Annotated in this window: 20 protein-coding genes; 16 read left to right on the top strand and 4 right to left on the bottom strand. The window is 70.2% G+C overall.

From position 1 onward, the window contains the following. From LSF15_RS18690 to LSF15_RS18665, 6 genes are all read left to right on the top strand, one after another. Positions 1–268, top strand: a 268-nt coding sequence (locus LSF15_RS18690; RefSeq protein ID WP_232500085.1) for a cell wall-binding repeat-containing protein, incomplete at its 5' end; no start/stop codon positions are given. A 162-nt stretch (positions 269–430) separates the two neighbouring features. Next, entirely contained in the window at positions 431–907 is a 477-nt protein-coding gene (locus LSF15_RS18685) for a hypothetical protein (RefSeq protein WP_232500084.1), read from the top strand. A gap of 166 nt (positions 908–1,073) precedes the next feature. After that, positions 1,074–2,204: an acyl-CoA dehydrogenase family protein gene (locus LSF15_RS18680; protein ID WP_232500083.1), complete on the top strand. Its 1,131-nt coding sequence runs from the start codon at positions 1,074–1,076 to the stop codon at positions 2,202–2,204. A gap of 96 nt (positions 2,205–2,300) precedes the next feature. Continuing rightward, the gene (locus tag LSF15_RS18675; RefSeq protein WP_232500082.1) at positions 2,301–3,077 is read left to right on the top strand and encodes an electron transfer flavoprotein subunit beta/FixA family protein; all 777 of its coding nucleotides are present in this window, start codon (positions 2,301–2,303) and stop codon (positions 3,075–3,077) included. A 10-nt stretch (positions 3,078–3,087) separates the two neighbouring features. Further along, positions 3,088–4,080, top strand: a complete 993-nt coding sequence (locus LSF15_RS18670; protein ID WP_232500081.1) for an electron transfer flavoprotein subunit alpha/FixB family protein — start codon at positions 3,088–3,090, stop codon at positions 4,078–4,080. 36 nt (positions 4,081–4,116) lie between these two features. Further along, positions 4,117–5,715: a cytochrome b/b6 domain-containing protein gene (locus LSF15_RS18665; protein ID WP_232500080.1), complete on the top strand. Its 1,599-nt coding sequence runs from the start codon at positions 4,117–4,119 to the stop codon at positions 5,713–5,715. A 4-nt stretch (positions 5,716–5,719) separates the two neighbouring features. On the opposite strand, the gene LSF15_RS18660 is transcribed toward LSF15_RS18665, so the two are convergent. Further along, on the bottom strand, positions 5,720–6,205 hold the full coding sequence (locus LSF15_RS18660; protein ID WP_232500079.1) for a MarR family winged helix-turn-helix transcriptional regulator: 486 nt from the start codon (positions 6,203–6,205) through the stop codon (positions 5,720–5,722). Positions 6,206–6,221: 16 nt separating this feature from the next. On the opposite strand from LSF15_RS18660, the gene LSF15_RS18655 reads away from it, so the two are divergent. Both LSF15_RS18655 and LSF15_RS18650 read left to right on the top strand, forming a co-directional pair. Continuing rightward, positions 6,222–6,737, top strand: a complete 516-nt coding sequence (locus LSF15_RS18655; RefSeq protein ID WP_232500078.1) for a redoxin domain-containing protein — start codon at positions 6,222–6,224, stop codon at positions 6,735–6,737. 105 nt (positions 6,738–6,842) lie between these two features. Continuing rightward, entirely contained in the window at positions 6,843–7,394 is a 552-nt protein-coding gene (locus LSF15_RS18650; RefSeq protein WP_232500077.1) for a hypothetical protein, read from the top strand. A 4-nt stretch (positions 7,395–7,398) separates the two neighbouring features. Here LSF15_RS18650 and LSF15_RS18645 read toward each other — a convergent pair whose 3' ends face one another. Next, complete coding sequence (locus LSF15_RS18645; RefSeq protein ID WP_232500076.1) at positions 7,399–9,009, bottom strand: glycosyltransferase; 1,611 nt, start codon at positions 9,007–9,009, stop codon at positions 7,399–7,401. Between the two features lie 123 nt (positions 9,010–9,132). On the opposite strand from LSF15_RS18645, the gene LSF15_RS18640 reads away from it, so the two are divergent. Together LSF15_RS18640 and LSF15_RS18635 are read left to right on the top strand one after the other, a co-directional pair. Then, complete coding sequence (locus LSF15_RS18640) at positions 9,133–10,956, top strand: DEAD/DEAH box helicase (protein ID WP_232500075.1); 1,824 nt, start codon at positions 9,133–9,135, stop codon at positions 10,954–10,956. Positions 10,957–11,176: 220 nt separating this feature from the next. Next, on the top strand, positions 11,177–12,121 hold the full coding sequence (locus LSF15_RS18635) for a phosphodiesterase (RefSeq protein ID WP_232500074.1): 945 nt from the start codon (positions 11,177–11,179) through the stop codon (positions 12,119–12,121). Positions 12,122–12,314: 193 nt separating this feature from the next. On the opposite strand, the gene LSF15_RS18630 is transcribed toward LSF15_RS18635, so the two are convergent. After that, the gene (locus LSF15_RS18630) at positions 12,315–13,934 is read right to left on the bottom strand and encodes a stealth family protein (protein WP_232500073.1); all 1,620 of its coding nucleotides are present in this window, start codon (positions 13,932–13,934) and stop codon (positions 12,315–12,317) included. 274 nt (positions 13,935–14,208) lie between these two features. On the opposite strand from LSF15_RS18630, the gene LSF15_RS18625 reads away from it, so the two are divergent. Together LSF15_RS18625 and LSF15_RS18620 are read left to right on the top strand one after the other, a co-directional pair. Continuing rightward, a complete protein-coding gene (locus LSF15_RS18625; protein ID WP_232500072.1) occupies positions 14,209–15,621 on the top strand; it encodes an NtaA/DmoA family FMN-dependent monooxygenase in 1,413 nt (470 codons plus the stop codon). Positions 15,622–15,755: 134 nt separating this feature from the next. Then, positions 15,756–17,108, top strand: a complete 1,353-nt coding sequence (locus LSF15_RS18620) for an aminotransferase class V-fold PLP-dependent enzyme (RefSeq protein WP_232500071.1) — start codon at positions 15,756–15,758, stop codon at positions 17,106–17,108. A gap of 13 nt (positions 17,109–17,121) precedes the next feature. On the opposite strand, the gene LSF15_RS18615 is transcribed toward LSF15_RS18620, so the two are convergent. Then, positions 17,122–17,415: a hypothetical protein gene (locus LSF15_RS18615; RefSeq protein WP_232500070.1), complete on the bottom strand. Its 294-nt coding sequence runs from the start codon at positions 17,413–17,415 to the stop codon at positions 17,122–17,124. 124 nt (positions 17,416–17,539) lie between these two features. Here LSF15_RS18615 and LSF15_RS18610 point away from each other — a divergent pair, with 124 nt between their 5' ends. From LSF15_RS18610 to LSF15_RS18595, 4 genes are all read left to right on the top strand, one after another. Then, entirely contained in the window at positions 17,540–18,496 is a 957-nt protein-coding gene (locus tag LSF15_RS18610) for a bile acid:sodium symporter family protein (protein ID WP_232500069.1), read from the top strand. 106 nt (positions 18,497–18,602) lie between these two features. After that, positions 18,603–19,403 carry a hypothetical protein gene (locus LSF15_RS18605; protein ID WP_232500068.1) on the top strand — a complete coding sequence of 267 codons (801 nt, stop codon included), beginning with the start codon at positions 18,603–18,605 and terminating at the stop codon, positions 19,401–19,403. A 45-nt stretch (positions 19,404–19,448) separates the two neighbouring features. Further along, a complete protein-coding gene (locus LSF15_RS18600; protein ID WP_232500067.1) occupies positions 19,449–19,949 on the top strand; it encodes an FBP domain-containing protein in 501 nt (166 codons plus the stop codon). Positions 19,950–20,049: 100 nt separating this feature from the next. After that, positions 20,050–20,352 (top strand): hypothetical protein (locus tag LSF15_RS18595; protein WP_232500066.1); only part of this gene is annotated, 303 nt, incomplete at its 3' end.

Below are 20,352 nucleotides of genomic sequence, written 5' to 3'. Positions count from 1 at the left end.
GACCGCTGCGGCGATCAGCGCGGCCTCGTTCGCGCCCGGTGTCGGCAAGGTCTTCATCGCCTCCGGCGCGAACTTCCCCGACGCACTCGCGGGCGCTGCGGTGGCGGGTTCTGCCGACGCGCCGGTGCTGCTCGTGCCGGGCACCACGATCCCGACGGCCGTGAAGGCCGAACTCGAACGTCTCGATGGCAAGCAGATCGTCGTGCTCGGCGGAACCGGCGCCGTATCGGCCGGCATCGCGCGACAACTGTCCGAGTACGTCGGGTGAGTCGAGCGCGGAGTCCTCGGTCTCCGCTGCCCGCCGCACCCGGCGAATCGGCGTATCCGGCCCCTTGCGGCCGGGCGACGACGGCGGTTGACTGACGCCGAGCAGTGCCGCTCGACACACGCGATCCGGTCGCTGTTCCACTCGACAAGGGGGGAATCACCAATGCGCACGACTGCCCGAGCAGTGACCGCGATCTCTGCGGCCGCACTCCTTCTCATCGCCACCGCGACTCCAGCGCTGGCCGCCCCGCCCACGATCGAGAAGATCCCGATCGAGTTCACGTTCGAAGACGACTTCCTGACCGCGGAGTGCGGCGTCGACGTCACGACCACGCTGAGCGGGTTCCGCATCGAGCGGGGCTGGCTCGACGGCGGTGGCAACGTCTTGAGTCTCGCCACCATCAGGGTCGCGGGAACCGCGTCCTCCGAGTTCGGTTCATTCAAGGTCATGGATGTGGGTGCAGACCAACTGAAGGTGGCGCCCGACGGCACGCTGACCCTCAGCATCATCGGCCAGGTGCCGTTCAACTTCAAGGGGGTCCTGGTCGTGAACGCCGATACCGGTGAGGTCGTCAAGGAGCCCCACTTCACCGGCGATGAGCAGCTCGCGAGGGCCTGCGAGGTGCTGACCGGCGCCTGAGCGCGCGCCGGCTCGACGACGGTGGCGGATGCCGCGGCACGGAGTCCTCGGAACTCCAGGCCGCGGTGTTGCCTGGACGCGTCATCGGGTATGAAGGGAGCAGGCAGTCTCTCCATTCCGGCGAGGCGCCCGGCCGGAACAGGACCATGACCGCCGGAACAGGACCATGACCGAAGAGCGCGACGCCCTGATCGCAGCGGTACGCGAGTTCGCCGATGCGGAACTCGCGCCGAATGCGTCGCGCTGGGATGCCGAGAAGCACTTCCCGATCGACACGTTGCGCAAGGCGGGCCAGCTCGGTCTCGGCGGTGTGTACGTGCGCGAGGACTTCGGCGGGTCGGGCCTCTCGAGGCTCGATGCGGTCGCGATGTTCGAGGAACTCGCCAAGGGCGACACGACGATCGCGGCGTACATCTCGATCCACAACATGGTCGCGTGGATGATCGACACGTTCGGCGATGAGGTCCAGCGCGAGCGCTGGATCCCGGGCCTGACCGAGATGACCGATCTGGGCAGCTACTGCCTCACCGAGCCGGGCGCCGGGTCCGATGCGACGGCGATCACGACGTCGGCCCGCCGCGACGGCGATGACTACGTCATCAGCGGCGTCAAGCAGTTCGTCTCGGGAGCGGGGTCATCGGCGGTCTACGTCGTCATGGCGCGCACGGGTGAACAGGGTTCCAAGGGCATCAGCGCGATCGTCGTCCCCGACGGCACCCCCGGCCTCGGCTTCGGGCGCAACGAGGCGAAGATGGGCTGGAACGCCCAGCCGACCCGACAGGTCGTCTTCGAAGAGGTTCGAGTGCCGACGACGAACCGACTCGGCGCCGAGGGTGAAGGATTCGGCATCGCCATGCGGGGTCTCAACGGCGGGCGCCTGAACATCGCGGCGTGCTCGATCGGCGGGGCGCAGTGGGCGCTCGAGCGAGCGCTGCGCTACGTGCGCGAGCGCGAGAGCTTCGGCGCTCCACTCGCGACGAACCAGTCGATCATGTTCACCCTGGCCGACATGGAGACCGAACTCCAGGCCGCCCGGGCGCTGCTGCATCGCGCCGCGGCCAAGCTCGATGAAGGAGCATCCGACATCGTGCCGGCGTGCGCGATGGCCAAGCGATTCGCGACCGATGCCGCGTTCGACGTCGCGAACTCGGCGCTGCAGCTCCACGGCGGCTACGGCTACCTGCACGAATACGGCATCGAGCGCGTCGTGCGCGACCTTCGGGTGCACCAGATCCTCGAGGGCACGAACGAGATCATGCGGCTGATCGTCGGCCGCGATCTCGTGAACCGATTGTAGGGCCTGCACAATCCGCACCCCGCGACTGAGTTAGGCATGATTAACTGGTTGCGGTGAGCACTGATGCTCGCCGATGAGGAAAGGACCCAGGGCCCGATGAAGATCATCGTCCTCGTGAAAGAGGTTCCCGACACGTACGGGGAGCGCAAGCTCGACCTCGAGACGGGGCTCGCCGACCGCGCCGCGAGCGAGTCCGTGCTCGACGAGATCAGCGAGCGTGCCCTCGAAGTGGCGCTCGCGCACGCCGGTTCCGCCGACGGCGTCGAGGTCGTCATCATGTCGATGGCCCCCGAGACGGCCGCGACGACGATCCGCAAGGGACTGGCGATGGGAGCGGCATCCGCGGTTCACGTGGCCGACCCCGGCCTCGCCGGAGCCGACCTCGGGCTGACCGCCCGCACGCTCGCCGCCGCGATCCGTCGCACCGGGTTCGACCTCGTCATCGCCGGCAACCTCTCGACCGACGGCAGTGGCGGCGTCCTCGCCGCCATGCTCGCCGAACTGCTCGAAGTGGCCAACGCGACCGCGCTCTCGTCGGTCGAGATCACCGCCGAATCGGTGTCGGGCACGCGCACCACCGACGACGGCGCCATGCGCGTGAGCGCTCCGCTGCCGGCTGTGATCTCGATCACCGAGGCACTGCCCGATGCCCGCCTCCCCAACTTCAAGGGCATCATGGCGGCGAAGAAGAAGCCGTTCGAGACATTGACCGCGGCCGATCTCGGTATCGAGCCGCAGGATCTCGCAGTCGCCTCGTCGATCATGACGGCGATCGCCGAGAAGCCGCCGCGCGCTGCGGGCGTCAAGATCACGGATGAGGGCGACGGCGGAACGAAGATCGCCGAGTTCCTCATCGAGAACCGGCTGGCCTGAGAGGACGATCATGACCGACTACCCCGCAGACTCGATCCTCGTCCTGCTCGAGACGTCGCCGGCCGGTGAGCTGGCCTCGAGCGCGGCCGGCCTCCTCGGCGCCGCTTCGCTCATCGGCACCCCGGTGGCGCTCGCCGTCACGTCGCCCGGGCGAGGCGAGTCGCAGGCGCTCGCCGAGCAGGCCGCAGCAGCGGGCGCCGAGCGCGTGCTCGTGGTCGAGACCGATTCGGCGCAGACTCAGCTCACCGTGCCGCAGGTCGACGCGCTGGCCGCGGCCGCCGCGGCCGTCGCGCCCGACGCGGTGCTGATCTCGAACTCGATCGAAGGCCGAGACGTCGCCGGCCGCTTCGCCGCACGCACGAGTGCGCCGATCGCCGTTGACGCGATCGGCGTCTCGCGCGACGACGAGGGCGTCGTGGCCCGGCACTCCGTGTACGGCGGCGCCTACAACCTCGAGTCCGCCGCGACTTTCGGCCCGCTGGTCGTCACCGTTCGCCAGGGCGCGATCGAATCGCGAGCCGAGGCACGGCCCGTCGCCCTCGAGACGCTCGAGCTGCAGCCCTCGGGTGCGGCCGCTGCGACCATCGAGTCGGTCGAGGCCCTCGAAGAGGCCTCCAGCCGGCCCGAGCTGCGGGGCGCGACGAAGGTCGTATCCGGCGGCCGCGGCCTCGGCTCGGCCGAGAAGTTCGCGCTCGTCGAGGAACTCGCCGACGCCCTCGGTGCCGCCGTCGGTGCATCGCGAGCCGCGGTCGACGCGGGCTACATCCCGGCGAACCACCAGGTCGGCCAGACGGGCGTCTCGGTGTCGCCGCAGCTCTACGTCGCCCTCGGCATCTCGGGTGCGATCCAGCACAAGGCGGGTATGCAGACCGCCAAGAACATCATCGCCGTGAACAAGGATCCCGATGCGCCGATCTTCGAGGTCGCCGACTTCGGTGTCGTCGGCGACGTCTTCACCGTGGTGCCGCAGCTCATCAGCGCGCTCGCCGAACGGAAGCGCTGACCGGTGGCCACCTACTCGCCGACCCTCCGGAGGGGATTGCCTCGCGAACGTGGCGGCGACGCTTGGCCGCCCGAGGGCGATGCGCCCATCGAGATCGCGGGGGCTCCCGCTGAGACCCCGGTGACCGGCGCGGCGGCCCACACGTCGGAACCGAGCGTCGAGATGGCGGATGTCGCTGCCGCGCCTGCCCCAGAGCCCCCGACGGTCGCCGCTGTGGCTGCGACCGGGCCTGCTCGATCGGTGCGGCGTGGACTGCCCCGCGTTCCCGGGGGTGAGCCGTGGCCGGCTGCCGGCGCGGCGCCTGCTGTCGCGACGGCGGCGGCCACTTCGGCGGCACCCGCGACACCGGCGCCCGGTGCGGCGCCGGTCGCTGCGGCAGCAACCCGGGCGGCGGCGGCCCTGGCCGCACCCGCGCTCGACACCGCCACTTCCGATCATCCGCTCCGACGCGGCCTCCCTCGCGCGAAGGGCGGCGAGCCGTGGCCGCCCGCGGGTTTCGCCCCGGTGCGCGCGGTGGTCGCAGAAGCCGCGCCGGTCGCGGAGGTCGCGCCCGCGACGCCCGTGCCGCCCCCGCTCATCGAGCAGCCCGCGGTCGCGGCATCCGTGGCCACTGTCCCTGCCGCGCCGCCCCAGCGCGTCCCGCTCGCCCGCCCGGCGGCGACCCGCCCGCCCGGCGCGGCCCGGCCCGCGCCCGTTCGACCGGCTCCCGTGCCCGCGCCGAAGCCCGGACGCTTCGGCGCATACACTCCCGGGCAACTGGTCGGTTCCGCCGTGATCGGCGGGTTCGGGTTGCTGCTCGCGGCGACGTTCGTGGTGGTGGTGACGAATTGGTTCATCAGGCTCGACTTCATGCAGGACTTCCTCGCGACCTACCCGGGTGAGACGCACCTGCCCGAGGGAGCGCCCGTGGGGCTGCCCGCGTGGCTCGGCTGGCAGCATTTCTTCAACGTGTTCCTCATCGTGCTCATCATCCGATCGGGCCTGCAGGTGCGCACTGAGAAGCGACCGGCCGCCTACTGGACACCGAGGTGGTCGAAGGGCGGGCAGGGCAAGATCAGCCTGAACCTGTGGTTCCACCAGTCGCTCGACATCCTCTGGCTCGTGAACGGCATCGTCTTCGTCGTGCTCCTCTTCGCGACCGGGCAGTGGATGCGGGTCGTGCCGACGAGTTGGGAGTACATCCCGAACGCGATCTCGGCGACCCTGCAGTACGTGTCGCTCGACTGGCCGCTCGAGAACGGCTGGGTGAACTACAACAGCCTGCAGGTGCTCGCGTACTTCGTGACGATCTTCATCGCGGCTCCGCTCGCCGCGGTGACCGGCGTGCGCATGTCGGGGCTGTGGCCGAAGAACGCGAAGACCCTGAACCGCATCTATCCCGTGGAGTGGGCGCGTGCCGTTCACTTCCCGGTGATGCTCTACTTCGTCGCGTTCATCGTGGTGCACGTCGCGCTGGTCTTCCTGACGGGGGCGCTGCGCAACCTGAACCACATGTATGCGGCGCAGGACGTCGTCAGCTGGCTGGGCTTCTGGATCTTCGTGGCCTCGCTCGTGGTGATCGCCGTGGCGTGGGTCGCCGCCCGCCCGATGGTGCTCGCGCCGATCGCGGGCCTGTTCGGCAAGGTCGGCCGCTAGTCGATCATCGGGTGGAGGGGCCGGGCCCGGCGCCACCGATGATGGCCTGCAGGGCTCGGCGAATCTGCTCGAACTCAGTTCGGCCGACCGTCGCCTCGACGGCGGCATCGAGCTCGGCGGAGGCGACGACGGCTGCGCGACAGAATTCCGCGCCACGACGATCGAGCTCGACGATGATCGCGCGGCGGTCGGAGGGATCGGGGGCGCTCCGGACGTAGCCGGATGCCTCCAAGTCGCGCACGAGCATGCTCATCGCCTGACGGCTGATGCCCGCCCTCGCCGCGAGATCGCTGATCCGAGTGCCCTCGGGGTCGAGGCTCGAGAAGACGGCGAGGTGCGCCATCCGAACCGACGAATGCCCCATCTCCGCAAGCCGTTGGAGCGCGTTTCCCATGGTGATCCCCGAGGCGCGGGCGAGCAGATGCGCGACCCCGTCTCCGCTCGCGGCGGCGAATTCCCGCAGCGCATCCCCGTACATAGGCAACTCCATTGACAGATTAGGCAATGTGGTTGACAATAAACGCAAGGCGATTGCCTATTCCCTGCCACCCCATCATCTCAGAACGGACCAGGCCATGACCGATATTGCAGTTCCCACAACAGGCACGGCGTTCCCCGACCTCGACCTCATCGACGCGCGCGGGGAATCGCACCCGGTATCGAGCGTCATCGCGGGGCGCGCGGCAGTCGTGTTCTTCATGCGGAGCCATACCTGCCCGGTCTGTCACTCGCACATCCGACAACTCGAGCGCCTCGCCGATCGAGGCAGACTCGCGGGTGCGGCGGCGATCGTCGTCACGCCAGGCGGAGCGTCGGAGGCCGGCGCGGTTGCCCGCCGCACCTCCCTGCGCGTCTTCGCTTCAGGAGAACAGCATTCGTCGATCGGCCTCGGCAAGTTCCTCTTCCTCCAGCACAGTGGCACGTTCGTCCTCGATCCGACGGGCGGTGTGATCTCCGCGCGGACGAGTGCGTTGCCCACCTCGAGCTTCTCCTCGCGAGAGGTCCAAGCCGCACTCGCCTGAAAGACGACGGTCTTCGTCGAGTCGGGAGCACTGACGTATCCTCGATGTCGGGCGCCGGTGACCCCCGTTGGCGGGTCCGGTGCCGAAGACTGAAACGAGGTGAACGTGCCCGAGATCGACGACAACGAGATCGAAGTCGACACGTTGCCGACGCGAGGTCGTCGGGCTGCACCGAAATCGCGGTTCGCCAGGGTGCGGGCTGCACTGCTCGATCCGGCCGCGCCGGTGGCGGCGCGTGTCGCAGCCTGGTTGTCGGTGCATCGCCTCGGCGTGCTGCTGACCGTCGCCGTTCTCGTGGCGATCACGGCGATCGGCAGCGGCGCCGCGTTCATCCGAACCGTGACCGAGACGACGTTCGGCGAAGACGCCTCGACCTCGACCCGTGACGGTCGACCCACCCCCGAGACGACCGACGCCGAGGGGATCGGGCCCTTCGGCCCGATCCTGCCGACCTCTACGCCGGCCCCGCCGTTCCGGGCCCCCCAGCCGACGGGCGCCCCGTCCGACGAGCCGGCACCGGCACCGGGACCACCGCCCGCTCCCGAGCCCGAGCCGACCGTTCAGCCCGAACCGAGTGAGACGCCCGTCCCGAGCGACGACCACCCCGGCAAGGGCAACGGCAAGGGCAAGCCCGGCGGACCCGACAAGCCCGAATAGCCGCTCAGCCGCGCGACGCCCCGGTCTTCTCGCGCCCTCGCGAACGGCGACCCGCGCCGAACGCCGTCGCGAGGTTCACCACCACAGCGCGAGCAGACGCGGGAACCCGCGTGCGGGCCGTGAGCTCACGCACGCGACGCAACCTCGGCGAGCGTCGCAGCCTGCGGCGCACCGCCGCCCGATGGAGCTCGCGAGCCCAGATCTGCGTGACCCGTGCCTCGTCGAAGCGGCGCGCCGAGCGCATCGCCTCGCGTCGCATCGCCTCGACCCGATGGACCGGCAGCTCTCGCAATCGCACGATCGCCGCCGCGAGCGCGTCGACGTCGCCGGCGGGCACGAGATAGCCGTTCCGTCCGTTCCTGATCAGGTCGGATGGCCCGTACCTGACGTCGTACGCGATGGGGAGGCATCCGGCGGCCATCGCCTCGACGAGCACGAGCGGCGAGCCCTCGGACCGTGACGTCAGCAGGAGGAACGACGCCGTCGCGAGCTCGCGGCGGGCGTCAGGATCGAATCCGAGCAGCCGCACGGCGGTGTCGCGCCCGATGCGTCGTTCGAGCGCCGCGCGGCTCTCACCGTCGCCGTAGACGTCGAGCCGAAGGCGGGTGGCGGAACGGCCGGCACCGCGAGCCCGCTGCACCGCGTCGATCGCGTGCGAGACGCGCTTGCGGGGCGTCAAGTTGGCGAGCACGACACCACGGTCGGGGTCACGCGCACCGCCGGATCCGCCGAGATTGCGGTGATCGCCACGCATGCCGCCCGCCGAAGCGCCCGAGCCGGGCCGCGAGTTCGGGATCACCACGAGATTCGGCGTGCGGCCGACATCGTGGTCGATGTCCGCGGCCTGCCGTCGAGTGAGCACCGCGACGAGGTCGAATCCGTCGAGCCGCTCGAGCACGTCTCGCCTCGACGCGCGGACGGGGTGCGCCTCGCCGGCGCCCGACCGATGCGACGCGTGCACCACATGCGCCGTGATGACATGCGGTCGCCGGTAGCCGACCATGAAGCGCGCGATGGTCTTGCTGTCGACGATCATGAAGCTCGGCCGGCGGGCGCTGAGCGCGTCGAGCCACGCCGTGTAGAGCGGCCAGATGCGCGCCCACGATCGCACCGGCAGGCCTTCGGGGTCGCAGAGCACGATCGAGCGGCCGCCGACGACGCCGCGGCGGCGCGTGTCGCGCCGGTCGCTCAGCACGAGCGTGCCGTCGTCGCGGTAGTGGTCGACCTGCAGCGTTCGTCCGTGCTCGTCGCTGCGAACTCGGCTCGTCACGGTATCGCCGCGTCGCCGCGTCGCCGTCGCGTCGGCCTCGGCGAGCGGCGTGAACACGTCTCGTTCAGATCTCAGTGCCCCGCCGGGCAGCGGATGTCTCCGCAGCCAGTCGTAGAGATTCACGAGGCGGACCCCGTGGTGGAGCACGCCGCGCTCGCGCAGCCGCTTCTCGAGGTCGGCGGTGTCGGACCGAGCGTCGAAGGTGAGCACGTCGACGGGCGTGCCGCCGAGCCGGCTGAAGGCCGATGATCGCTGCAGCATTGCCGCGGTCATGCCGCCGTAGTCATCGGGGATCGACCAGGTCACCGCGAACTGGCGTCCCTGCGGCATCCGTACTCGATCCATCCGACGAGCGTAGCGATCGGCGCTGACGATCTCGCGGCGCGGCGCGGCGCGGGGCGGGCGCGGGGCGGGGCGCCATGTGCGGGACATCCGCCCGCTCTCAGCCTGCGCGGACTACCCTGAAGCGTGACTTCAGACGACGCAACGGTCGAGGCAGCGGCTGCCGAGCAGCCCGCCGCGACGTTCTCCGACCTCGGACTCGACGGTCCGGTGCTCAAGGCGCTCGACGATGTCGGCTACGAGACGCCGTCGGCGATCCAGGCGGCGACCATCCCGACGCTGCTCGCCGGCCGCGACGTCGTGGGCCTCGCGCAGACCGGCACCGGCAAGACCGCGGCGTTCGCGCTGCCGATCCTCGCGCGTCTCGACGTGTCGCAGAAGACCCCCCAGGCGCTCGTGCTCGCGCCGACCCGCGAGCTCGCGCTCCAGGTCTGCGAGGCGTTCGAGCGTTATGCCGCGCATCTCAAGAACGTGCACATCCTGCCGGTCTACGGCGGGCAGGGCTACGGCGTGCAGCTCTCGGCGCTTCGGCGCGGCGTGCACATCGTCGTCGGCACGCCCGGTCGCATCATGGACCACCTCGACAAGGGCACGCTCGACCTCAGCGAGCTGAAGTACCTCGTGCTCGACGAGGCCGACGAGATGCTCAAGATGGGCTTCGCCGAAGACGTCGAGACGATCCTCGCCGACACCCCCGACGACAAGCAGGTCGCGTTGTTCTCGGCGACGATGCCGGCCGCGATCCGCCGAATGTCGAAGCAGTACCTGCACGATCCCGAAGAGATCACGGTCAAGACCAAGACCCAGACGTCGGCGAACATCACGCAGCGCTACCTGGTCGTGTCGTACCAGCAGAAGGTCGACGCGCTCACCCGCATCCTCGAGGTCGAGAACTTCGAGGGCATGATCGTCTTCGTCCGCACGAAGAACGTCACCGAAGAGCTCGCCGAGAAGCTGCGCGCCCGTGGATACTCGGCCGCCGCCATCAACGGCGACATCGCGCAGGCGCAGCGCGAGCGAACGGTCAACCAGCTGAAGTCGGGCAAGCTCGACATCCTGGTGGCGACGGATGTCGCGGCCCGCGGACTCGACGTCGAGCGCATCAGTCACGTGGTGAACTTCGACATCCCCACCGACAGCGAACCCTACGTGCACCGCATCGGCCGCACCGGGCGCGCGGGTCGCACGGGTGACGCGATCAGCTTCGTGACCCCACGCGAGCGCGGGCTGCTCGCCCGCATCGAGAAGGCCACGCGTCAGCCGCTCATCCAGATGCAGCTGCCGAGCGTCGACGAGGTCAACGTCACCCGGCTCGCCCGGTTCGACGACCGCATCACCGAGGCGCTCTCGGCCGCCGAGCGCATCGATGGGTTCCGCGACATCGTCGCCCATTACGTGCGCAACCACGACGTGCCCGAGGTCGACGTCGCTGCCGCGCTCGCCGTGGTCGCCCAGGGTGAGACGCCGCTGCTGCTCGAGCCCGAGCGACCGCGGCGCGAGCGTGATCGCGACGGCGACAGCCGCGACCGCTTCGATCGCGACGACCGCTCCGAGCGGGGCGACCGCCCAGAGCGCCGTCAGCGCCCGGGCTCGAAGCCGATGACGACCTACCGCATCGCGGTCGGCAAGCGCCACCGGGTCGAGCCGCGCCAGATCGTGGGCGCGCTCGCGAACGAGGGCGGGCTGCAGCGTGACGACTTCGGCGCGATCCAGATCCGGCCCGAGTTCTCGCTCGTGGAGCTGCCGGCCGATCTGCCCGACGACGTGTTCGACCGGCTGACCGGCACGCGCATCTCGGGGCGTCTCATCGAGCTGCGCCGCGACACCGGCGGTCCGAAGCGGCGGCCGCGCGACGACGATCGTTCGTACCGTCCGCGGCGCGACGACGACCGCCGCGAGGGTGCGCCGAGCGACGACAAGCCGTTCCGCAAGCCGCGTCACAAGAACTGACGGATGCTCCGGCCCGCGGGTCGGGCGGGCCGGTGCCTCATCGGGCGTGCCGCGGCCGAGCACCTGGTGGACGAACGGTGTCACGCCGCTCCGACGCCTGGTAGCTGCGCGCGACAGAATGCCCACGCCGCGCGTTCATACCCCGTTCAGACGCGCATGGTCGGCTAGCGTGAGCATGACGCCCAACGCCGTGCGCCGCCATCGAACGAGGGGACGACTCGTGAGCACCCGTACGGCCGAATTCCCTCGGCCGGACCACTTCCTCCTCCACATCAGCGACACCCACGTGCTTGCGGGCGGCGACATGCTGTACGACCGAGTCGCGAGCGAGTGGCACCTGCGCCGGCTCTTCGACCAGTTCGAGGCGTCGGGCGGCCGGCCCGAGGCGATCGTCTTCACGGGCGACCTCGCCGACAAGGGCGAACCCGACGCCTACGATCGCATCCGCCGCATCGTCGACCCGGTCGCCGAACGGCTCGGCGCCCGGGTGATCTGGGTCATGGGCAACCACGACGACCGGGCGGCCTTCCGCCGCCGCCTGCTCGACGAGCGCGGCGGCGGTTCGCGCGCGGTGGATCGTGTCGACGACGTGCACGGCCTGCGGGTGATCACGCTCGACTCGACCGTGCCGGGCCATCACCATGGCGAAGTGACTCCCGAGCAGCTCGACTGGCTCGCCGAGGAACTCTCGATCCCCGCGCCGCACGGTTCGATCCTCGCGATGCACCATCCACCGGTACCGAGCGTCCTCGACCTCGCCGCCACCGTCGAGCTTCGCGACCAGTCGGGCCTCGCCGAGGTCGTCGAGGGCAGCGACATCCGCTCGATCATCGCCGGACACCTGCACTACTCGTCGACGGCGACGTTCGCCGGCGTGCCCGTCTCGGTCGCCTCGGCGAGCTGCTACACCCAAGATCTCAATGTGCCCGTCGGAGGCACGCGGGGCCGCGACGGTGCCCGTGCATTCAACCTCGTGCACGTGTACCCGTCGACGGTGCTGCACTCGGTCGTGCCGCTGGGTTCATTCCCCGTGCTCGATTGGATCGATGCCGGCGAAAGCTCGAGGCGGCTCCGCGAAGCAGGCGTCAGCATTGCGGATGCCTCGACACTGCCGGTCGCGAAGGAACCGCCGTTCACGGTGCCGATCCCGTTGCCCGCCGGCTGAAGCGAGCCCGCCGGTCGTCTGCGCGGCTTGAGTGAGCTTGGCGCGTTTGAGGACGCCTGGACGCGTCCTCAAGTGCCGCGAGCTCACTCAAGCCGGCGGCAAGCTCACTCAAGCCGGCGGCGAGCTCACTCAAGCTGACCCCGAGCTCACTCAAGCTGACCCCGAGCTCACTCAAGCCGGCGGAGGAGGCGGCTCAGGCGGTGCGGTCGCGCTGGTCGGATGTCGCGTCGGCGGCAGGAGTCGGGACATCCGTCGTCTTCTCCCATGGCGCTGGGAACGGGAAGTACCGCTCGAGGAAGTCGATCACGGCAGCGGTGCGCTCTTCGACCGAGATCTCGGGGAAGCTGCCGTCGTTGAGGCAGAACATGTCGTGGTCGCGGCGCTTGAGCAGCCGGCGCATCGCGGGCAGCGCCTGACGCAGGGTCGTCTCGACGTACTTCACGCGGGCGTCGGTCTGCACGACCGCGTGCCCAGTGAGCAGCGCGTAGAAGTGGTACAGCGAGTTCGTCACCGAGATGTCGGTCGCCGACCGGAACCGACTCGCCGCGGTGCGCGCGAACTCCTCGGGAAACGACGCCTCGAGGTCGGCCATGACGCTCTTTCGCAGCGGTGCCGCGCAGTGCTCGAGGTGACGGGTGGTGACCTTGCCGAAGCGATCGCGCAGCAGCGCCCGGTTGACCCGCGCGGCGTTCTCGAATCCGCTGCGGCCGGGGTGCGTGGACCCGAGGCCGATGCGGGTCGACGCCTCGACGAACTTCGTGATGCCGCCGGGGGAGAAGAACAGGTCGGGCGAGACCGGGCGTCCGAAGAACATGTCGTCATTCGAGTACAGGAAGTGCTCTGCGAGTCCGTCGATGTGGTGCAACTGGCTCTCGACGGCGTGCGAGTTGTGCGTCGGCAGCACCGACGTGTCGGCGAACATCTGCTCGCTGCGCACGATCGTGACCTTGGGGTGCTTCGCGAGCCAACTCGGCGCCGGGGAGTCGGTCGCGATGAAGATACGCCGCACCCACGGCGCGAAGAGGTGCACCGACCGCAGCGCGTACTTGAGCTCGTCGATCTGCCGGAAGCGGGCTTCGGAATCGTCGCCCTCGCCGACGACGTAGCTCTGCATGCGCTTCGCGCGTTCGCGCACGAACTCGTCGCTCGAGCCGTCGACCCATGAGAACACCATGTCGATCTCGAAGTCGACGTCGGTCGCGAGGGTGGCGAACATGTGCTCGAGCGTTGGCCAATCGCGGCCGTGCAGGTGAACGATGTCATCGATCGCCTCGGATCGCGGCAGCCTGTGCCGCATCAGGGCGTTCTCGACGGGCGCTTCGATCACGTCGTCGCCGAATCGCCAGAACTCGACCTGAACGGCCGTTGCGCTGCCGTAGCGCAGGCGACCGATCGGTTCGATGCGTGGGCGATGGATGCGCAGCACGGTGGGCTTGCGGTGTGCCGAGAGCCTGCCGTCGGCGAGGAGCACCGCGTCGGCGTCTGCGGCGCGCGCCGGGGCCAGCGTCGTGGCGTAGAACGGCTCATTCGCGAATGCCTCGCGGAAGGCGCGTGCGACGTGCTTGCGCTGAGCGCGGTCGATGGCGATGACCGGGCGTTCATCGTTGCCTCGTACGAGGAGGAACGGGATCTCGGCATCATCGAGCGTGTCACCGATCGCGAGGAGATCTTCGACCATCGATGCCTGCGGTGTCATGTGCCCGTTCCGCAACGCGTACTGCCCCTTGCGCATCACCAGGTCGTCGCGATCGAATCGCGACGGGCGATTCGCCGAGGTCACGAGCACGAGCTCCGATGCATCGGCGAGCCGCATCGGCGGGGTGGGCGGCGGCGCCGTCCTCGCGAACGCATGCCCGTCGTGGGGGTGCCGGTCAGGGGTTCGATCGCGGTCGGGTCTCGTCACGGAGTGGTGGCCTCCAGGGGGCATGGGTGGTGGTGCAGTGCACGGATGCCTTGATTGTACGGCGCGGGATGAACCGAAGCTCGCGAGGCCCGATGACGGCCTGTGACTCCCGGTTGACGTGTGTGACGGTCGCCCGCGCGCTTTCGGCCGCGGCTCCGTAGCGTCTGAGGCGGGAGGTCGGAACATGACTCGACTCATCATCGGCGCGATGGTCCGGGCCATCGGCGCGAACCCGTCGGGTTGGCGGGTGACAGGCGCGCATCGCGACCCCCGTGGCGATGCCGCCGCACTGCGGCACGCGGCGAAGGTCGCCGAGGCGGCGCGGCTCGACTACCTCTTCTTCGGCGACTGGCTCGCGACCGGCCACGATCTCGAGTTCCGCGACCCGTACCTCGTGGCGCGCATCGACCCGTTGTCGGCGATCACGTACCTGGCGGGGGTCACCGAACGCATCGGGCTCATCGCGACCGCCAACACCGGTTACGCCGACCCCTATGCGCTGGCACGCGCGACCGCGTCGATCGATCTGCTCTCGGGCGGTCGCGCCGGACTCAACCTCGCCACTGGCTCGGAGCCACGGGCTGCGGGCAACCACGGCCGGGACTTCGCGGTCGTGAACGCGTCGCGCTACGACCGTGCGGCCGAGTTCGACCACGTGCTGCGGCGCCTGTGGGATTCGTTCGAAGACGACGCGATCGTGGCGGATGTCGCATCCGGCGTGTTCCTCGACCCGTCGAAGCTGCACCCCACCGACTTCCGCGGCCAGTTCCTCAGCGTCGACGGTCCGCTGAACGTCGCGCGCCCGGTGCAGGGGCACCTGCCGATCGTGCATGCGGGCACGTCGCCGCGCTCGCGGCTCTTCGCGGCGCAGCACGCGGACCTCGCCCTCGTCGCCGTGAGCGACCTCGAGCACGCCGTCGCGATCCGCGAGGAACTGCGGTCGCTCGCGTTCGAGTCGGGCCGCGACGACCGCACGCTCAAGGTCATCGCGCCGGTGCTGCCGATCGTCGGCGAGACCCGCGAGCATGCCCAGTCGATCGCCGACGAGCTGTCGGAGCTCGTGCAGATCGCCGAGGACTGGCCCGACGGCCCGCCACAGGCGTTCCCCGCGAACCGCTCGCTCGCGCAGCTCTCGACGCTCGTCGGCCTCGACCTCTCGGGGCTCTCACCCGACCGCGCGGTGACACCCGCGTTCCTCGGGGAGTTCAGCGCGGTCGGGCAGGAGCTCGTCGAGATCGTCGCCGAGCGCACCGGCCGCAGCCCGCACGGCGAGCGGCCGCCCACGCTGCGCCATCTCGTGGTCGCGGCATCCGTCAGCGCCTCGATCATCGTGGGCACCGCGCATGACATCGCCGCCGAATTCGAGGCCTGGGGCGATGCCGGGGCGGTCGACGGGTTCAACGTGCTCTCGGCGATCCAGCCGGCGCAGCTCGACGCGTTCGCGCTCGGTGTCGTGCCCGAGCTGCAGCGGCGCGGCGTGTTCCCGACCGAGTACGAGGGCCACACGCTGCGCGACTCGCTCGGGCTCGAGCGGCCTGCGAACGTGCACGTCGGGAACGACGATTCCGCGTTGGCGACCCTGTCGCGTCGGCCGTGACGCGGACGAGTCGATGTGCTTCGGTGTCGGCGCATTGCGTCGTGTGACGCGGCGTGACAGTGCGGGTCACCGCCCCTTGAAGGGGCCGTGCCGCGACCGTAGCGTCGACGCCACATCTCGAGCGAGGAGCATCCGTGATCGGCACCGATGATCGACTGACGCCGACGCTGCCGCCTGCGTTCGAGCGCTCGGATGTCGCGGCCCCCGGCTCGCTCGCCCCCCTTGCCCAGCTCGCCGACACGGGCCTCGAGGTGCCCGTGCTCGGAGGCGGCCGCGTGCGACACGTGAATCTCGACGTCGCCGCGTCGGCGCCCGCGCTCGCCGTGGTCGCCGAGCACGTGGAACGGGTGCTGCCCTACTACGCCAGCGTGCACCGGGGCACGGGGTACCCGTCGCAGCAGACGACCGCGCTCGTCGACCAGGCGCGAGCCGTGGTCGCCCGCCATGTCGGAGCGCGTGACGACGACCTCGTCGTCTTCACCCGCAACACGACCGACGCACTGAACCTGCTCGCGAACGCGGTGCCGGGCGACACCGTGGTGCTCGACATCGAGCACCACGCGAACCTGCTGCCGTGGCGCGACGGCGCCCGCCGCGTGGTCGTGGGCCGTTCCTCGTTCGCCGCGACGCTCGACGCCATCGACGCCGAGCTCGGCCGATGTCCGGCCGCGCTGCTGACGGTCACCGGCGCGTCGAACGTCACGGGCGAGGTGCTGCCGATCGGCGACCTCGCCGGCCTCGCCCACTCGCACGGCGCGCGTCTCGCCGTCGACGGCGCGCAACTGCTGCCGCACCGAAGGGTCGACATCGCCGCACTCGGCGTCGACTACCTGGCGTTCTCGGGCCACAAGGCCTACGCCCCGTACGGCGCCGGCGCGCTCGTCGGCCGTGCCGACTGGCTCGACGCGGCCCCGCCGCATCTCGCGGGGGGCGGAGCGGTCGAGTCGGTCGGCATCGACGACGTCTCGTGGAAGACCGGCGCCGACCGGCATGAGGCCGGCACGCCGAACGTGATCGGCATCGTCGCGCTCGCACGGGCGCTCGCCGAACTCGAGCGGCTCGGCGACGACGCGCGCACGGCGCACGAGCACGCGCTCACCCGACGCCTGCACGCGGGGCTCGCCGCCCAGGCCGGCGTGCGGGTCATCCGGGGTTTCGACGACCTCGACGATGGGCTCGGCATCGCAACCGTCGAACTCGACCGCGGATCGATCGGGCTCCTCGCCGCCGCGCTCGGCGCCGAACACGGCATCTCGGTGCGCGCCGGGCGGTTCTGCGCCCACCCGCTCTTCGACCGTCTCGCCACGAGGTCGAACGGGCTGCGTGCGAGCCTCGGCGCAGGGACATCCGTCGACGACATCGACCGCTTTCTCGCCGCACTTGCCGCGCTCATCGCCGACGGACCGGCATACGCCTACGACCGCGCGCCCGCCGGGTGGTGCCCGCGTGTCGATGATCGGCCGCCGCTCGCGTTCGACCTCGACTGATTCAGTCGATTTCTCAGTCGTCGGCGCCGGGAGGGCAGGGAGCCCCGATCCAGCCCCCGCCCGAGAACACCCAGCAGATGCCGTCGGTACCGGTCGGCTGCCCGCTGTCGGGACCCGGCGCGTCACCGGGCCCCACGTCGGGCGCGGGCTCGTCCCAGCGCGGCTCCTCGACGACCGTCTCGGTCTCGGGGGTGCCGGCAGGTTCGAACACGCCCGACGTGCCGAGCGCGACGCCGCCGATCACCAGACCCGCGACGATGACCGCTGCCCCTGCCGCAGCGATGATCTTGGTGCGGCGACCCGCCATTGCGCCCCCTCCCTGCTGCAGACATCGTAGGCCGGGGCACCCGGGTCGCGACAGAGGAATCGTCATGCTGCCGCGCCGCAGACTGCCCATTCCCTGAACCGCTCGCATGCGCCACACTGAGCGGATGGGATCAGCGTTGACCACCATCGGATTGCCCGTTGCGCTCGGCATCATCATGTTCGGCCTCGGACTCAGCCTCACGCCGCGCGACTTCACGCGCGTGGCGAGGCATCCGAAGGCGGTGATCGTCGCCCTCGTCTGCCAGCTCGTGCTGCTGCCCGCCATCTGCTTCGGACTCGTGCTGCTGTTCAGGCTGCCGCCCGTGCTCGCGGTCGGCATGATGCTGCTCGCGGCATCGCCGGGCGGCACGACCGCCAACCTCTACAGCCACCTGTTCCGCGGCGATGTCGCCCTCAACATCTCGCTCACCGCGATCAACTCGGTGCTCGCCGTGGTCACGCTGCCGCTCATCACGAACCTCGCGATCGCGTACTTCCTGCCCGAGAACGACGAGCTCGGCCTGCAGCTCGCGAAGACGATCGAGGTGTTCGCGATCGTGCTGCTGCCCGTCGTGCTCGGCATGCTCGTGCGGTGGTGGAGGCCTGCCTTCGCCGACCGCATGGACAAGCCGGTGCGCATCGCCTCGGTCGTGATCCTCGTCGTCGTCATCGCCGGCGCGATCGTGTCGAACCTCGACCTGCTCATGCAGAACGCCGGGCGCCTCGCCGGCATCACCGTCGTCTTCTGTGTGCTCTCGCTCGGCATCGGATACCTGGTGCCGCGCGTGCTGCGTGTCGACCGCCGCCAGTCGATCGCGAGCTCGTTCGAGATCGGCATCCACAACGCGACGCTCGCGATCGTCATCGCCCAGACCGTCATCGGCAGCATCGAGATGAGCCTGCCCGCCGCGGTCTACGGCGTGCTCATGTTCTTCGTCGCGCTCGCGTTCGGATTCCTGATCCGGGGGCGCGGCGGGGAGCCCGGTGCCGCGGACGGAGCGGATGGAGCGGATGCCGCGACCGGCGTCGCGGCCGATGCGGCCGCCGAAGCCGACTCGTCATCACCGTCGGCGCAACCCTAGGCACCGGGCGGCCAGGCGGCTGAACGCGTGGCACAGTTCCGTTTCGCTCGTGCCCGCGTTGCGCGACACTGGGTCGCATGGGAGCCGCACGCCGCGCGGTGAGGAGATGCGCACCGACGCCGAAGACCCGCTGACGCTCCGTCGTGACGCGCTGCGACGGATCGCCTATGGCACTCCCGACCCGTCGGCGGCGGTGATCGCCGAACTCGTCGAGGTTGAAGCCGAACTCGCCGCACGTGACGCCGCCGCCGACCGCGCTCCACGGGTTCCCGAATCGGGGGAGTCCCCACGCGGGCCCTCGCGCGAGTCCTCGCCCCGGCGGGGCCCGCTCCCGCGATGGGTGCTCGTGGGCGCGGTGTCGGTCTCACTGCTGATCGCGGCGATCGTGCTCGAACCGGTCCGGAGCGCCATGTCGCCGCCGCGCGGCCTCGAGGTGTTCGAACATGTACCGCCGGGCCATCAGCGTGGCGCCGCGAACAAGGTCGCGGAGTCCGCCGGTCTGCAGCCCTCGTCGCGATCGGAATTGAGATCGCTCGGCCGGGTCTTCGGCTACGAGTTCTGGGTGCACCGCGTCGACGATGTCGTGTGCCTGCTCTCCCGGCGGGAGTTCTGGTTCGAGTGGGTCGACGACTGCCTCGGCATCGACGCGTTCCTCGCCTCGGGGCTCACCCGCGCGATCTCGGCCGATGAGCTCTCGGATCGAGCCCGGTCGTCGGCCGACATCGCACCCGATGAGGTCGTGATCGTGCACTGGGGCGCGGATTCACTCGATATCGAGTGGTCGATCGTCCGCGCCGGGAGTCCGGCGCGCCCGGGCGACCTCGATCCCGACCGAGGGCCGCCGTTCAGACTCGACGACGCGCCCACCACCTACGAGGAGTGGTCGTCGTCCCGCATCGCCGAGTGACCACGCGGTTCGTAGACTGAATGGGTCGCGCACGGGAGGGGACGCATGCAGGCACTCGTCGAGAGCGACATCCGCTCGACGCTCGGCAACGCGACCGAGACCGAACTCGTCCAGGTCTCGCTGCCCGTGCGGTTCTTCGTCACCGAGTGGGCGCACCTCGACGCGTTCGCGTGGCGCGACCCGCGCATCCCGGCCCGCGGCTACCTCATCACCGAACTCGGCGGATCGGCGGCGGGCGTCGTGCTGCGGGCGGCCGAGCGCACCGGCTCGCATCACCGAGCCGCGATCTGCAGCCTCTGCCACACGCAGCAGCCGGGCGACCAGGTCGTGCTGTTCTCCGCGCGGCGAGGAGGTGCGTCGGGGGAGCGGGGCGACAGCGTCGGCACCTACATCTGCAGCGACCTCGCCTGTCAGGAGACGGTTCGGCTGGGCCGTCCGCCCGCGCCCTCCGAGGTGCAGCCCAGCACGCACGAGCTCGAGCGCATCGAGGGGCTGGCGCGGCGCACGCGGGCATTCGTCGCCGAAGTGCTCAACGGCGCCGCCTGAGGCGCGCGTGTGTGTGTGCGTGTGCGCGCGTGTGTGACCGTGATGCTCGGGCCCAATTCGGCGGTCTCTTGCGAGCGGTCGGCGGTGTCCGCCTGAGGCATTGGACCACACGACAGTCGGTGGAGCGCGTCTACGCCGAGAGTTCGGCGATCACAATTGCGGTGCGACCGCCTTCGAGAGCGACAAGCGTGTTCTTCTGCGCGAAGACGCGCTTGCCGTTGGTGGAGTCGTGGCTTTGTCGATGGACGGTTCAGTCTCCGAGCAGGCTGGTTCAGCCTCCGAGCAGGCTGAGGCGTCAAGCCCCCCCGGGATTCCATTGATCGATGCAACACCCGATGTGGAGGTGCTTGCTCGTGGTGTTGTCGTTGTCTTCGCCTGCTGCTGCCCGATTCCTCGCGGCGAT

It is taken from the genome of Agromyces humatus (genome assembly GCF_021228295.1).
In the GTDB taxonomy this organism is placed as follows: domain Bacteria; phylum Actinomycetota; class Actinomycetes; order Actinomycetales; family Microbacteriaceae; genus Agromyces; species Agromyces humatus.
Note: the sequence above shows the minus strand (reverse complement) of the source record. Positions and strands in the feature narration are given on the sequence as shown.

Coding starts and splice junctions, on each gene's coding strand:
- LSF15_RS18685 (WP_232500084.1), top strand. CDS start 431: ATGCGCACGACTGCCCGAGCAGTGACCGCGATCTCTGCGGCCGCACTC.
- LSF15_RS18680 (WP_232500083.1), top strand. CDS start 1,074: ATGACCGAAGAGCGCGACGCCCTGATCGCAGCGGTACGCGAGTTCGCC.
- LSF15_RS18675 (WP_232500082.1), top strand. CDS start 2,301: ATGAAGATCATCGTCCTCGTGAAAGAGGTTCCCGACACGTACGGGGAG.
- LSF15_RS18670 (WP_232500081.1), top strand. CDS start 3,088: ATGACCGACTACCCCGCAGACTCGATCCTCGTCCTGCTCGAGACGTCG.
- LSF15_RS18660 (WP_232500079.1), bottom strand. CDS start 6,205: ATGGAGTTGCCTATGTACGGGGATGCGCTGCGGGAATTCGCCGCCGCG.
- LSF15_RS18645 (WP_232500076.1), bottom strand. CDS start 9,009: ATGGATCGAGTACGGATGCCGCAGGGACGCCAGTTCGCGGTGACCTGG.
- LSF15_RS18630 (WP_232500073.1), bottom strand. CDS start 13,934: ATGCGGCTCGCCGATGCATCGGAGCTCGTGCTCGTGACCTCGGCGAAT.
- LSF15_RS18625 (WP_232500072.1), top strand. CDS start 14,209: ATGACTCGACTCATCATCGGCGCGATGGTCCGGGCCATCGGCGCGAAC.
- LSF15_RS18615 (WP_232500070.1), bottom strand. CDS start 17,415: ATGGCGGGTCGCCGCACCAAGATCATCGCTGCGGCAGGGGCAGCGGTC.
- LSF15_RS18610 (WP_232500069.1), top strand. CDS start 17,540: ATGGGATCAGCGTTGACCACCATCGGATTGCCCGTTGCGCTCGGCATC.
- LSF15_RS18605 (WP_232500068.1), top strand. CDS start 18,603: ATGCGCACCGACGCCGAAGACCCGCTGACGCTCCGTCGTGACGCGCTG.
- LSF15_RS18600 (WP_232500067.1), top strand. CDS start 19,449: ATGCAGGCACTCGTCGAGAGCGACATCCGCTCGACGCTCGGCAACGCG.